General features: G+C 62.0%; 16 protein-coding genes and 1 other RNA gene. 7 read left to right on the forward strand and 10 right to left on the reverse strand.

All coding sequences use genetic code 11. The features are described 5' to 3' along the window. Nucleotides 1-3: 3 nt before the first annotated feature. From LY631_RS01950 to ssrS, 4 genes are all read right to left on the reverse strand, one after another. Entirely contained in the window at nt 4-765 is a 762-nt protein-coding gene (locus tag LY631_RS01950; RefSeq protein ID WP_274423425.1) for a TerC family protein, read from the reverse strand. Between the two features lie 61 nt (nt 766-826). Beyond that, nucleotides 827-1,651, reverse strand: a complete 825-nt coding sequence (locus LY631_RS01955) for a TIGR00282 family metallophosphoesterase (RefSeq protein ID WP_274423426.1) — start codon at nt 1,649-1,651, stop codon at nt 827-829. Nucleotides 1,652-1,660: 9 nt separating this feature from the next. After that, complete coding sequence (locus LY631_RS01960) at nt 1,661-2,248, reverse strand: 5-formyltetrahydrofolate cyclo-ligase (protein WP_274423427.1); 588 nt, start codon at nt 2,246-2,248, stop codon at nt 1,661-1,663. A 101-nt stretch (nt 2,249-2,349) separates the two neighbouring features. Continuing rightward, nucleotides 2,350-2,504, reverse strand: a non-coding RNA gene (gene ssrS, locus LY631_RS01965) — 6S RNA. A 150-nt stretch (nt 2,505-2,654) separates the two neighbouring features. On the opposite strand from ssrS, the gene LY631_RS01970 reads away from it, so the two are divergent. Further along, nucleotides 2,655-3,095, forward strand: a complete 441-nt coding sequence (locus LY631_RS01970; RefSeq protein WP_274423428.1) for a GNAT family N-acetyltransferase — start codon at nt 2,655-2,657, stop codon at nt 3,093-3,095. Nucleotides 3,096-3,111: 16 nt separating this feature from the next. Here LY631_RS01970 and LY631_RS01975 read toward each other — a convergent pair whose 3' ends face one another. The 6 genes from LY631_RS01975 to hemC all read right to left on the reverse strand — a co-directional run bounded on the left by LY631_RS01975 (nt 3,112) and on the right by hemC (nt 9,271). Further along, nucleotides 3,112-3,891, reverse strand: a complete 780-nt coding sequence (locus tag LY631_RS01975; protein ID WP_274423429.1) for a glutamine amidotransferase — start codon at nt 3,889-3,891, stop codon at nt 3,112-3,114. 7 nt (nt 3,892-3,898) lie between these two features. Further along, complete coding sequence (locus LY631_RS01980; RefSeq protein WP_274423430.1) at nt 3,899-4,369, reverse strand: tellurite resistance TerB family protein; 471 nt, start codon at nt 4,367-4,369, stop codon at nt 3,899-3,901. A 127-nt stretch (nt 4,370-4,496) separates the two neighbouring features. Further along, nucleotides 4,497-6,182: a heme biosynthesis protein HemY gene (locus LY631_RS01985; protein ID WP_274423431.1), complete on the reverse strand. Its 1,686-nt coding sequence runs from the start codon at nt 6,180-6,182 to the stop codon at nt 4,497-4,499. Between the two features lie 10 nt (nt 6,183-6,192). Beyond that, on the reverse strand, nt 6,193-7,533 hold the full coding sequence (locus LY631_RS01990; protein WP_274423432.1) for a COG4223 family protein: 1,341 nt from the start codon (nt 7,531-7,533) through the stop codon (nt 6,193-6,195). Between the two features lie 91 nt (nt 7,534-7,624). After that, entirely contained in the window at nt 7,625-8,338 is a 714-nt protein-coding gene (locus tag LY631_RS01995) for a uroporphyrinogen-III synthase (protein ID WP_274423433.1), read from the reverse strand. A 3-nt stretch (nt 8,339-8,341) separates the two neighbouring features. Continuing rightward, a complete protein-coding gene (hemC, locus tag LY631_RS02000; RefSeq protein ID WP_274423434.1) occupies nt 8,342-9,271 on the reverse strand; it encodes a hydroxymethylbilane synthase in 930 nt (309 codons plus the stop codon). A gap of 92 nt (nt 9,272-9,363) precedes the next feature. On the opposite strand from hemC, the gene tsaD reads away from it, so the two are divergent. From tsaD to LY631_RS02030, 6 genes are all read left to right on the forward strand, one after another. Next, the gene (gene tsaD / locus LY631_RS02005) at nt 9,364-10,452 is read left to right on the forward strand and encodes a tRNA (adenosine(37)-N6)-threonylcarbamoyltransferase complex transferase subunit TsaD (protein WP_274423435.1); all 1,089 of its coding nucleotides are present in this window, start codon (nt 9,364-9,366) and stop codon (nt 10,450-10,452) included. Then, on the forward strand, nt 10,449-11,438 hold the full coding sequence (locus LY631_RS02010) for an NAD(P)H-dependent glycerol-3-phosphate dehydrogenase (protein WP_274423436.1): 990 nt from the start codon (nt 10,449-10,451) through the stop codon (nt 11,436-11,438). The genes tsaD and LY631_RS02010 overlap by 4 nt, the downstream gene beginning before the upstream one ends. A gap of 22 nt (nt 11,439-11,460) precedes the next feature. After that, nucleotides 11,461-11,757 (forward strand): YciI-like protein, encoded by a 297-nt coding sequence (locus LY631_RS02015; RefSeq protein ID WP_274423437.1) that lies wholly within the window; start codon nt 11,461-11,463, stop codon nt 11,755-11,757. After that, on the forward strand, nt 11,757-12,182 hold the full coding sequence (locus LY631_RS02020) for an EVE domain-containing protein (RefSeq protein ID WP_274423438.1): 426 nt from the start codon (nt 11,757-11,759) through the stop codon (nt 12,180-12,182). Before LY631_RS02015 ends, LY631_RS02020 begins: the two co-directional genes overlap by 1 nt. Then, complete coding sequence (locus LY631_RS02025; RefSeq protein ID WP_274423439.1) at nt 12,179-12,838, forward strand: class I SAM-dependent methyltransferase; 660 nt, start codon at nt 12,179-12,181, stop codon at nt 12,836-12,838. Before LY631_RS02020 ends, LY631_RS02025 begins: the two co-directional genes overlap by 4 nt. 65 nt (nt 12,839-12,903) lie before the next feature. Continuing rightward, nucleotides 12,904-13,311 (forward strand): DUF1761 domain-containing protein, encoded by a 408-nt coding sequence (locus LY631_RS02030; protein WP_274423876.1) that lies wholly within the window; start codon nt 12,904-12,906, stop codon nt 13,309-13,311. The last annotated feature ends 44 nt before the right edge of the window (nt 13,312-13,355 follow it).

A 13,355-nucleotide genomic window follows, 5' to 3' on the forward strand; every position in this document is an offset into this window, starting at 1 on the left:
CGCCTACTGCTTGGCTTCTTTCGCTCCGCGCTGACGCTTGCGCCGCGCCATCATGTTCATCGCTTCCACGAAGGCGGAAAAACCCATGGCCGTGTAGACATAGCCCTTGGGGACATGGAACCCCAAACCGTCGGCGATGAGGGTCATCCCGATCATCAGCAGGAAACTGAGCGCCAGCATGACCACCGTCGGATTGGCTGCAATGAAGCGCGACATCGGCTCGGCCGCCAGAAGCATCACGGTAACCGCGCTGATCACTGCGATGAACATGATTGCCAAATGATCCGTCATGCCGACGGCCGTGATAATCGAATCTATCGAGAAGACGAGGTCGAGCAGGAGAATCTGAACGATCGCGCCACCGATTCCGACCGTCGCGGCACTGCCCATCAGATTGTCTTTCGTGTCAGTCGGATCGACGGAGTGGTGAATTTCCTTGGTCGCTTTCCAGACGAGAAAGAGTCCGCCAGCAATTAGGATGAGATCGCGCCAGGAGAATCCGTGATCGAACAGCGTAAAGAGCGACTGTGTGAGTTGCACGATGAAAGAGATAGTGGCCAAAAGCGCCAACCGCAGAATAAGCGCCGCGCTGATGCCCAGGCGCCGTGCGAAGGCCTGATTTTCCTTGGGCAGCTTGTTGGTAAGGATGGAGATAAAGATCAGATTGTCGATGCCCAGCACGATTTCGAGAACGACAAGCGTGACCAGCGCGACCCAAGCCTGCGGACTTGTGACGAAGTCAAAATGAGAAAGCAGCCAGTCCATGGGCCAAGACATCCTTCATGAAAGCGTGCAGCAGCAGAGGTATGGCGGCTCGACGTTTCCGTCAACGCCAGAATGCCGGCACCGTCTCCTCCAGCCTTGGCCCGAGCCGCAGCGGCGCGATCTTCTCGGCCAGGCCCGTGCGGTCGGAAATCTCCAGCCCGACCCCACAGATCGTGGCCGGCCCGTTTGCAGGTTCAAACCGGCCCCTCGGAATCTTGGTCACGAACCGGTTGAGCGGCTCCTCCTTATCCATGCCGAGCGAGGAATCGTAGTCGCCGCACATTCCGGCATCGGAGATAAATCCGGTACCTCCGTTGAGGATCTGGTGATCAGCAGTGGGCTGGTGCGTATGCGTCCCAAACACGGCGCTGACCCGGCCATCGACAAAATGCCCGAAACAGGCTTTTTCCGAAGTCGCCTCCGCGTGGAAATCGATCAGGGCAGCATCCGCCTGTTCGCCCAGCGGGCACGCGGCGAGTTCTTCCTCCACGGTACGGAACGGATCGTCCAGATCCACATCCATGAAAATGCGTCCCATGATGTTGGACACCAGCACACGGGCGCCGTTCCTCGCCAGGAAAACCCCGGACCCACGGCCGGGCGTACCCTTCGGATAATTGGCCGGACGCAGAAAACGGTCCTCGCGCGGAGCGAATATCAACGCTTCACGCTGTTTCCAGACATGGTTGCCGGTTGTCACCACATCGGCGCCTGCGCTTATCGTATTATGGAAAATTTCCTCGGTAATGCCGAATCCGCCAGCCGCGTTCTCGCCATTGACCACCACGAAATCGAGTCGGAAGTCGGAAATTAGGCCCGGAAGGCGTTCCCAAACCGCGGTGCGGCCGGAGCGGCCGGACATATCGCCCAGAAAAAGAAGTCGCATCGCTTGCTCTTACAGCGAGGAGGGGAATCTGCGCAAGCCGCTTTCGGTCAGGATTTCCGGGATGATCACGTCATGCGGCTCGTCGGGAACCTGCGGAACCTCCTGGCAATCGAAGGCAATGCCGATGAGCCGCGGTGCATGCCCGTTCTCCTGAAGGCGCGCAATCGCCCGGTCATAGTAACCCGCCCCGTATCCGATGCGATGGCCGCGACGATCGAAGGCCGCCAGCGGCACAAGCATCAACGACGGCTCGAGCACCGCAGCGCTTTCGTCGGGTCCCATGGTTCCGAACCCCATGTCGATGAGCGGCGCCCCGCGGACCAGTTCGCGAAAAATGATGGTCGACTTGTCGAGGATCGCGGGCAGGCAGAGCCGCGCCCCGCGTTCACGAAGTGCCACCATCAGCGGGCGCACGTCCACTTCCGAACGCATGGGCCAAAAACCCGAAACGATATCGCCCCGAGGTGGTGCAATCTCATCCACCGCGACGGCAAAGCCCAGCGAAGCGTCAGTTCGCCAAAGGGGGTCGAGCGAATCCCGGCGCGCAAGCGCCTCCTGCCGTAGTGTTCTCTTCATTTCGCGGGGAGTTTTCGTCATCATGCCCCTTGGAAAGTCGTCGGTGGCATAGCGGAAATCTGCTCGCGGGAGGGTCCCGAAGGCGACATGCCGCACTTTGTCGGCGACACCGTTCGGCAAAGCTGCGATCCACGCAACCGATGGAAATGCGATCCCGGGAACCTACAAAGTAGGTGGGCGCCGTATTGGCCAAGCCCACGGGCAAGGCCAGGGACAGCTCCCTTAAGGATCGATAAGGCCCCGGGGAAATGATTCCTGTCGCGAGGCGCAGACCGCACTTGGAATATAGGTCGAACGCCTTGCCCCCGCCAGAGGGAATACCATCTTGGCTGACCATTTTTGGAAACAGGCGCAAGACGCGAAGGGAATCTGGCTCTTGCCGCGATTTCTCTGCCGGGCAGAGTGCGCAATCATCATGGAGGGTTGCATGTCCGAGATCGTTATTCGCCGCTTTCGCCCGGGGGACCGCGCACACTGGGGCGGGCTGTGGGAAGGCTACAATGGATTCTACGAGCGCGCCGTCGACGCCCGTGTAACGGAGCGTTTGTGGTCACGCTTGCTGGAGAACAAGGGCGAGCCCCACGGCTTAGCCGCGGAACTGGATGGTGAGGTCGTCGGACTTACCCATTATTTTCCGGTTTTCTCGACATCCGACTGGGACCCTCGCCTTTACCTTCAGGATCTGTATGCCGATTCACGTGTGCGTGGCCGCGGTGTAGGCCGGAGACTGATCGAGGCAGTATATGCCCATGCCGATGAACTGGGGTTCGCACAGGTTTATTGGCTGACGCAGGACTTCAATCATACAGCCCGCAGACTCTATGATCGTATCGGCCAGGTAACGCCCTTTATCAAATACCAACGTTAAGGCGGCTGGTCTCAGGTCATACCTCGGCCAACCTCACGGCGGCACAGCGCTCCGTTTCCGCTGTTCTATCGGCTGTCGCCGCACGAGCACACGCGCGGCTGAACACGAGGTCGAGAAAGTCGACGAGCCACTGCCTCAGCTGCGCGTCCCACACAAGGCGCCCGTGGAGATGCTCACAGGCAGGCTGAGCGCCCGGCAGAACAAGACGATGGGCGCCGCGCACCACCCAGCGCTGCATCATCACCCGCGTCAACTCCGCATGGAACTGCACACCCCAGGCATTCTCGCCATAGCGGAAGGCCTGATTCGGGTAGTGCTCCGCCGTGGCCAGCAGCTCTGCCCCCGACGGCAATGAAAAGCCCTCGCGGTGAAACTGGTAGACCATTTCCGGCCAATGAAGGAGGCTCCGCCCCTGTTCGGTCGGTTTCAGTGGATACCAGCCGATCTCCACCAGCCCGTCGTCGCGGCCCTTGACCTCGCCGCCCAAGAGATTGACCAGCATCTGCGCGCCGAGGCAGATCCCCAGAAACGGCTTGTTCTCCCGAAGGGGCACGGAAATCCAGTCGGTCTCGCGGCGCACGAAATCATCTTCGTCATTGGCGCTCATCGGCCCGCCGAAGACCACCACGCCATCATGCTCCGCCAGCGAATCGGGCAACTGATCACCCAATGGCGGGCGCTTGATGTCCAGCGAGAACCCGCTTTCCCGGAGAAGCTGACCGACACGACCCGGACTGGAGTGCTCCTGATGCAATACGATCAGGATCTTTCCTGCTTTCTCCCCGCCCACTCGCATCAAAAAGTCACTCGTTTTCTTCCTGTCCCTCTTCGCGCTGGACCGCCTGCCGCATCAGCACACGGGTCCGTGTACTCACGCCGAGGAGTTCCGCAACGCGCCAAACAACATTGTCTTCCAATTCGTGCACTTCGCCGTCGGCGTAGACGATCTCCCACATCAGCCTGATGAACTCGGCACGTGCATTCTCGTCCAGATTGTTTTTCAGAACGCTCGTGAAAACGTAAAGGTCGACAGCCTCGGCCTCCGCGTCCTCGCCCGCCTTCAACAGCGCCTGCAAATCCTCGCCGGCGACGTGGTAAGCATTCGAAACCGCCTCCTTCAAGCGCACCTGCTCGGCCTGATCACGCACACCATCGACACCCATTACATGGATGAGAAGCGCCGTCGCGGCAACGCGCGGTTCGTCAGACGTCAGACCTTGCGATTCGCCGCCTTCGGGCAAATCTTTCAAAAAGGAGAGTATACGCTCGAACATTGGCAGGACCTTTGACTATCCGGCAGACTAAGGTGAAGTTTCGTCCTCGTCTTCACAAGAGACTTTGTGCTCACTTTCTCGCGACTTGGAGGTTGTGCCGACCTTTTACGACATCCGTCCACACGGCCTAAAAGAGCTGAAAGCGGCCGCTGCCGTTCGGGTTTTCCTCGCGCTTATCCTCCACACCGGGATCGTCAGGCACGGGCCAGCGCTTTCTTTCCGCCTCCTCCGTCGGCAGTCCCTCGCCGTTCGGTATTGTGGGGGAAATCTTTTCCTCATGCTCCGGCGGGGCGTTTTTGTGCTCTTCAATGGAGTTCTCCTCCACCGACGGCTCAGTACTCGCTTTAGGAGCCTCGCTCGCCTTGGGCGGCTGAACTTCCTCTCCCTGCATATCGACATCCTCGGACGGTGTTTCAAACCCTGCGGCGGAGTCTTCGGTAGCTGCGGGCTTTTCCTCCGGCTCCGGCTCGACATCAATTGCCGGAAGCGCCTGCAGAGCCTCTTCGCTCTCGATCACCTGGCCGAGCCGCTCGACGGGCGTACGCCATTCGAACGCGTCGAGTTCTCCCGTCACCGGAGACGCCGGCGCCCAATGTTCGGAAACGTAACCGTCAGCCACCCAGGCCGGATCACGCGGCGCTCGCACCGCCTTTGCAAGCCAGTGACGCACGCGCCCCTGATCCCCCGTTTCCGCCTCCTCGATATCGGCCAGGAGCAGAAAGGCGCCCTCGCGCGGGGCGATTCTCACCGCCGCTTCGGCAGCCGCGCGGGCTTCCTTAAGCTCACTGGCATCCAGCGCCGCACGCGCAAAGGCCAACTCGGATTCGACATTGTTGGGGCGCAGCCGCCGCAGCTTTTTCGCGCGCGCCAGCCGATCATGGGTCGAATCTCCGGCGCGTGCGTAAAGATAGGTTTCGGCGACTTCCGGATGCGGCTCCTTTTTCCAGATCGCCTCCAGCACCTTGCTGCCGCGGCGCAGGTCGTTCTGTCGGAAGAGCGCCTTGGCGGCAACGACGGCGGCGGGCACGAAATCGGGCTGCAGCCGATTGGCTTCCAGCGCGGCAGAGCGTGCTGCCGACGGATCGCCGTCCAGGAGGTCCATCGCCTGCGCTGTCAGGAGCACGGCGCGTTGCCGGTCGCGGGTTTTGCGGTCGGAGTCGCTGCTTGTTTTTCGCGAATCGACGAGCGCCAGTGCCCCCTGCCAATCATGCTCCTCCGTTTTCGCTTCGAGGCCGGCATTGACCGCCCAATCGAGCTGCGGGGCAGACTGGGCCGCCTCCAGCGCATAATGGCGGGCGACTTCGCGTTTACCCATGCGCTCGGCCTCCAAATAGAGCCCGCGCAAACCGAGGAGACGGGTCTCCGGGTTCTGTGCCATGGCGGTGAACTTGGCCTGCGCGGCGTCATGGTCGTCCTGAAGCAGGGCGGCTTGGGCATCGAGAAGGTGAATGAGCGGCTCCTGATCGGAGGATACCAGCTTGGACGCCTGCTTACCCATGCGCCGGGCAAGTCCCCCGTCACCCGCTCCGGCTGCGATCAGGCCGGTCGAAATTGCCTTATAACCCCGGTCCCGCCACCGCGTGCGGAAATAGCGGGTCACTGCCGACGGCGTGTTCCAGATGCTGCGGACAATCCACCACAGAAGCATGACTGCCGCGAAAACGACGACGACAAGAATGGCGGCGACCGCAAGGCCGACATGATATTCGTAGCCACCTAGCGTGAGCGTCAGCCCGCCGGATTGTTCAGCCAGCCAGGCAAAGCCGAGCCCCGCAAGCAGAACAACGACGAGAAACAGGACGATTCGCAACATTCAGCGCTCCCTAAGCCGGCTGCAAAGCGCTCGATAGCGCCTGTTCTACAATCTGGTCCGCCGCTTGCCGCGCGCGCAGCTTCTCGGCGAGATCGGCGGCAATCTCCTGCGCCTCCGGCGGCAATGCTTCGTATTCCTTCAATGCCTGCGCATAGTTCTCGTCCTGCACCGCCGCTTCCATACGTGCGGCAACGGCCTCAGCGGAATCGCCGTCCACCTGCCCGACGGGGCGCACCTGCACGGCTGATCGCGCACCCGCCATAAGCTTGTCGAGCAGACCGCCATCCTGTGAATCGTCGGAGGCGTTGCCGGCGATCCGCGAAGTGACCTGGGAGGCCTCGCGAGTAAGCGCGGCAGCCGAAGGCAGCCCCTGATCGGCATACTGGCTCAACGGCTCCACTGCCGATGCATCCGACGCAAGTGCGGTGTAGGTCTCCAGCTCACTGGCAAAGGGTGCACCGCTTTCGACCGCGGACTCCAACGCCATCGCTGCCACGATCAGCCTCAATTGCGGCGCCTGGTCCTGATCGGAAACGCGTTCGTCCAACTGACCGACCTGTTCCGCAACTCCATCCAACTGCTGGGCATTGGCCTCGGCGGTCTGTTGAGCACCCGTCGCCGCCTGCAACGCGCTTGCGACATCACTTTCAATCTGTGAAAGGCGCTCTTCCAGCGCATCGCCGGCCTGCTCCCCTTCCCCCTGCGTGGAGGATTGCAATTGCGATACGGTCTCGCGCAACTCCGCGACCTGACTTTCGAGCTGCGAGAGCTGTTCGTCCGCGCCGCCATCTCCCTGAGCCTGGCTCAGTTGCGAAACTGTTTCCTGAACAGAGCTGAGTTCCTGGCGAAGATTCTCCACTGCCGGATCGGCCTCACCCCCGCGCGGGACCGGAAGGATGTTCGCCCATTGAAGGCCTGCCCCCAGCACCAGCGCAATGACGCCGCCGGCGATGCCGGCGAGAAGCGCACGCCCGGAGCCACGCTTTTCCAGCGGCGGGGGAGCATGCCGACCGTCCTGATCTTCGCCTTCCAGAGGCGTCTCTCCCTCTTCGGGCTTGGCGGCACTTTCGGTCTCATCTGCCTGCGCGTCGGCAGCGGACCTGTCTGATTCGGCTTCAGGCGCCGTTGGCCCCCCGGCGGTTTGCGTCTCGCCTTTTGGTTGCATTCCTTCCGCCTGTAACTCCTCCTCGCCGGGCGCACTGTCGGATACGGGCTTGTCCTCCGAGCTGGTGACCTCAGCAGATTTCTCGCCGTCCTGACTTGGCTCGCGCTCGACAGCCTCTGGCTCAAGATCGATCGTGACGGGTTCGCGTTTCCTGCTGGAGTGACGCGGTCTGGAAGGTTTGGCCATCAAGGCGACTCCGCTGAAGATTCCGGAACGCAACTTGTGCGTTGCAAAATCATTTCTACCATGCGCTTCGCGGCTGGGGAACGAACGCTACTCATTTTGTCTTAGCAAGCAGTGAAAACATCGACTCTTCCGTTGGTTCCGCCGCGATGTGAACAAATGCCGGCTGCGGCAGGCATTGAGCCACACGCCCCGAGATTGCGATCACGCGCGCGTTTTTGAAAAGCGGTGCGATCGAGACGCGCGCGAGAAGCCGGGAATAAGCTTTCGCCGCCGATGCGGAGTGCAGGAGCACTGCATCGACCGGTTCGCTGGCCAATATGGTGGTGAGTTCGGCATCGGAGGGCGACAAGACAAGAGTGTCATAAGTCTCAAGGATCGCCGGGTGAAATCCCGTCTCTCTCAGACCATGCTCTAGGATATTGCGCCGCACACGACCGCAAAGCACCAGGATATTCAGCCCCGGAGTCAGCGTCTCGACAATGTGCCGGACCAATCCTTCCGCGTCACCCGGTCCGGTTCCGGCAACCTTCAGCCCCACACTGCGTGCCGCCTCGTTGGTTCTCTCGCCGACAGCATAGGACGGGAGGGTCGTAAGCTTTTCGACAAGTGTGGACGGAATGTGGGTAACCGCGTTCGCGCTCGTAATCGCGATAGCGTCATATTCGCGCGGATCGGGCCATTCATCAAGAGAAAGAGCTTGGATCCGGGTAAGCGGCAGGACAAGCGGCCGATAGCCGTGCGCGGACAGTTTCTCCGCAGTGCGCGTAGCACTTGCCTGGGGCCGTGTAACGAGAACGCGCTCCAATCGTCAGTCCCAGCTTTCGAAAAACCGCGTCCCCGCCTTGTCGCGAACACGCGCTCCAGCCTCGCTGCCGATCTGGTGCGCCTCGGAGGCTTGTCCCTCCCCGGAAATCTCGTGCGCCTCGCTCCCGTCCGGCGTCAGGACCATGCCGGAAAACCGGATGCGATCCCCCTCGATAATCGCCTGTCCGGCAATTGGCGTCCGGCACGATCCGTCGAGCACCGCCAGAAACGCACGCTCGCAGGTGAGCGCGGCCCCTGTCGGGCCGTGATCGATCGCGTTGATCAGGGAAGTGACCCGCTCATCTCCGATCCGAGTCTCAAGGCAAATGGCTCCCTGACCCAGTGCCGGCGGAAATGCCTCCGGGTCCATCACGGAACTCGCCACATGCTCCATTTTCAGGCGCTTGAGCCCCGCCATCGCCAGCAATGTGCCTTCAGCGACCCCGTCTTCCAGCTTGCGCAGGCGGGTTTGCACGTTGCCACGGAACATGCCGACCTCGAGATCGGGACGCAGCCTCAGCACCAGCGCTTGGCGGCGCAGCGACGACGTGCCGAGCTTCGCACCGTGCGGCAGATCCTCAATCCGCTTGACCGAACGGCCGATAAAGACATCCCGCACATCCTCGCGCTCCAGAAAGGCCGATATCTCCAGCCCGTCGGGAAGAACGGTCGGCATGTCCTTCGAAGAATGGGCTGCCAGATCGATTCGCCCGTCGAGGAGAGCCTGCTCTATCTCCTTGGTAAAAAGCCCTTTGCCGCCCGCCTCGGACAGCGGGCGGTCCTGTATGCGGTCGCCGCTCGTGCGAATGACAACAATCTCGAACGCTTCCTCCGGCAGGTCGTGCGCGGCCATGAGCCGAGCACGGGTCTCCGCCGCCTGGGCGAGCGCCAGGGCGCTGCCACGTGTTCCGATTCGCACTACATCAGTTTGCATGCCGCGAGGTCCGTGCTAACGGCATCCCGAGTTCGGATGCGCTGATCCCTACCTAGCGGGGATCGGCGGGATCGGCAACAAAGGCGGACAGAATGACGCGTGTTCTGGGCATCGAAACGAGCTGCGACGAGACGGCCGCTGCCGTCGTGACGCGCGATGCCGAGGGGACGCCGATGATTTTGTCCAACATCGTGCTGAGCCAGGTCGAAGCGCACGCGGCCTTCGGGGGGGTGGTGCCGGAAATTGCCGCGCGTGCCCACGTCGAGGCCTTGGATGGCGTCATTGAAGCCGCGCTCTCGGATGCCGGCGTTACGCTGGACGACATCGACGGCATTGCCGCGACCGCCGGGCCGGGACTGATCGGCGGGCTGATCGTCGGGCTGACAACGGCGAAAGCGCTAGCCGCCGTTTCGAAAAAGCCGCTCCTGCCCATCAATCATCTGGAAGGCCATGCTCTGACGGCCCGCCTGACCGAGGGGCTTGATTTCCCCTTTCTCCTGCTTCTGGTCTCGGGCGGACATACTCAGATCCTGCACGTGGCCGGTCTCGGCCGCTATGAGCGATGGGCGAGCACCATCGACGATGCCCTGGGCGAGGCATTCGACAAAACGGCGAAGCTCCTGAGCCTGCCCTATCCCGGTGGGCCGAGCGTGGAAAAGGCCGCACTGGAAGGCGATCCCGCCCGCTTCGATTTTCCAAGACCGCTCAAGGGCGAGGGAAGGCCGGATTTTTCCTTTTCCGGCCTGAAGACGGCGGTGCGCCGGGCGGCGAGCGAACTCGCGCCGCTCAGCCGTAGCGATGTCGCCGATATTTGCGCCTCCTTCCAGCGCGCGGTCACCGAATCGCTTACCGACCGCGTCGCCCGCAGCCTGAAACGGTTTCACGAGGCTCGTCCTGACCTGGTGAGGCCGAAGCTTGTGGTCGCGGGCGGGGTCGCGGCCAACGCGGCGATCAGAGACGCCCTGAAAACGCTTTCCGAGGCTGAAGGGTTCGACCTGATTGCCCCACCGTTACGCCTGTGCGGAGACAATGCCGCCATGATCGCCTGGGCAGGGCTTGAACGTCTGGAAGCAGGACTGGCGGCGGAAGACACCATGTCCTTTGCACCGCGGCCGCGCTGGCCGTTGGACGAGACAACCGCCCCGATCATCGGAACCGGCAAACGGGGAGCCAAGGCATGAGCGAGCGTTCGTCCATAACTGTTCTGGGCGCAGGGGCCTGGGGCACCGCCCTGGCCCTGACCATGAATCGCGCGGGACATGAGGCAAGGCTATGGGCGCGAAATCCCGAGCAAGCAGATGAGATCAACCGGGATCACACCAACGGGCGCTACCTGCCGGGGTTGACTCTCGACAAGAGATTGGCAGCGACCGACGATCTGGGGGGAGCCCTTTCGGGCGCCGATTGCGTTCTTGTGGTCGTCCCGGCCCAGAGCCTGCGTGACGTTTTGGCGGCCGCAAGCGGTCTTATCCCGCCCGACATTCCGGTCGTCCTGTGCGCTAAGGGGATCGAGCGGGGCACGGGGCGGTTGATGTCGGAGGTCGCGGGCGAAGCCGTGTCCGGCAATCCGGTGGCCGCACTTTCCGGCCCCAGTTTCGCCGCCGACGTGGCAAAGGGTCTACCCACGGCGGTGACCGTAGCCGCTCGGGACGAGACCCTTGCCGCAGGCCTCGCCGCCCAGCTTTCCGCACCAAATTTGCGCTGTTATTCAAGCGATGACCTTGCCGGGGTCGAGATCGGTGGAGCGCTGAAGAACGTGCTTGCGATTGCGGCCGGCGCGACCAGCGGAGCAGGGCTGGGCGCCAGCGCGGTTGCCGCGATCATAACCCGTGGTTTTGTGGAACTGAGGCGCATCGGCGCCGCATTCGGTGCACGGGCTGATACGCTGATGGGCCTTTCCGGCCTCGGCGACCTCATCCTGACCTGCAGCTCGGAGCAATCGCGCAATTTCGCCTTTGGTCTGGCGCTCGGCCGAGGGGAGGACCTTGACGGAATGCCATTGGCGGAAGGTGCGCACACGGCGGCGATTGCCGCGCGCGTCATCCGTGAGCGCGATTTGGAGGCCCCGATCATGGAGACCGTTGCCGAGCTCATTGAAGGCCGAGAGACGGTCAAGATGGCCATGCAGGCTTTGCTGGCGCGGCCTTTGAAGCGCGAAATCGGCTGATGCCGACCAAAAGGAGGGAATCGTGATTTTCATCATTCTGTGCCAGGACAAGCCCGACCATTTGCAGCTCCGCCTCGACACGCGCTCCGAGCACCTGGGCTATCTCGAAAAGCTCAATGCCGAGGGAACTCTCAAACTCGCCGGGCCGTTCCTGGATGAGGATGGCAATCCGAGCGGCAGTATGGTCGCGGTCGAGGCACCAGATCGCGACGCGGCCGAAGCGATCGCCAAGGCCGATCCCTACGCTCTTGTCGGACTGTTCAAATCCGTCGAAATTCGGCGTTGGAACTGGGTCTTAAACAAGCCGGAGAACGCATAATGGCCTATTGGCTGTTCAAAACAGAACCCTCTACCTGGTCTTGGGAAATGCAGAAGGCCAAGGGGGATAAGGGCGAAGAATGGGATGGCGTGCGCAACTATCAGGCACGCAACAACATGCGGCAGATGAAGATCGGCGATCTCGGCTTCTTCTATCACTCGGTCAAGGAAACCAGTGTGGTCGGGATTGTTGAGGTCTGCGCTCTGGCCCATCCCGATTCCACGGCGGATGATCCGCGCTGGGAATGCGTCGACGTACGCGCCGTGCGCGACATGCCCAAGCCGGTCTCTCTGAGCGAGATCAAGGACAATCCCGACCTGAGAGACATGGTCCTGGTCAACAATTCCCGCCTTTCCGTCCAGCCGGTCAGCGAGGCGGAGTGGCGCGAGGTCTGCAGAATGGGCGGCCTTGACGAGGCACCGTGACGGGCAAGCTCACGCCTGAGGGGGCGGAAGCCTTCATACGCGCCAACACCGCACTTCGCCTCCCGCCGCATGTCCCTGAAATCCAGCTTTTTCTAGCCGACGAAGCCCACGACCTCTGGCAAAGCACAGAAGAAGAGCTTCAGGAAATGGGCCTGCCGCCGCCCTTCTGGGCGTTCGCCTGGGCCGGCGGCCAAGGGCTTGCGCGCTACGTTATTGATCATCCGGATTCGGTGCGGGGGCGCACTGTTCTCGACTTCGCCACCGGTTCCGGCCTCGTCGCCATTGCCGCCTGCATGGCAGGCGCAGCACGCGTAAGAGCTTCGGATACGGATCCTTTCGCGCAAGCTGCCTGCCGGCTGAACATGGCGGCCAACCAGGTGGCGTTCGATTTCACCGCTTCCAATCTTGTCGGCACCGAGCCGGGTTTCGAGACGATTCTTGCCGGCGACGTTTTTTATGATCGCGCGCTCGCCGAACAGCTAGCACCCTGGTTTGCCGAACTTGCCGCGGGCGGGGTAACCGTTCTTGTCGGTGATCCGGGGCGGACATATCTTCCAAGCGAGCGCCTGACGCAACTTGCGGTCTACTCCGTCCCGGTGACGCGCGCGCTCGAAGACACGGAGGTGAAACGCACCACGGTCTGGCGCTTCACTTGACGCTCACGTGCGGGGCGGACATCGTCTATTTTCCAAACAGCTTCAATCACGAATGGGGGCGAGCCATGGATTTCGCCGGCATGAACTATCTTGCGATCCTTGCGGCGGCTATCGCCGCCTTCGCCTTTGGCGGCGCCTACTATGGACTGCTCGGTAAGCCGTGGATGAAGGCCGCTCGCATCAATCCGGATCAAGTTCATATGAGCCCTGCGCCCTTCATTAGCTCATTTATCGCCGAGTTGGTGATGGCCTGGGTTTTGGCCGGCATTATCGGCCATCTCGGCACGGGACAGGTCACTGTATGGAATGGGCTCGTTTCCGGCGCTTTCGTGTGGCTCGGTTTTATGGCCACCACGATCGCCGTCAATCACCGCTATCAGGGTTTCGGCTGGTATCTCACTCTTATCGACGCCGGGCACTGGCTGGGCGTTGCCCTCATCATGGGGGCGGTAATCGGCTGGTTCGGCGTTTGACAAGCTTTGGCACTCACAATGAAATGAGGACGCGCGTCATCGCC

It is taken from the genome of Chelativorans sp. YIM 93263, assembly GCF_028767125.1.
GTDB lineage: Bacteria > Pseudomonadota > Alphaproteobacteria > Rhizobiales > Rhizobiaceae > Chelativorans.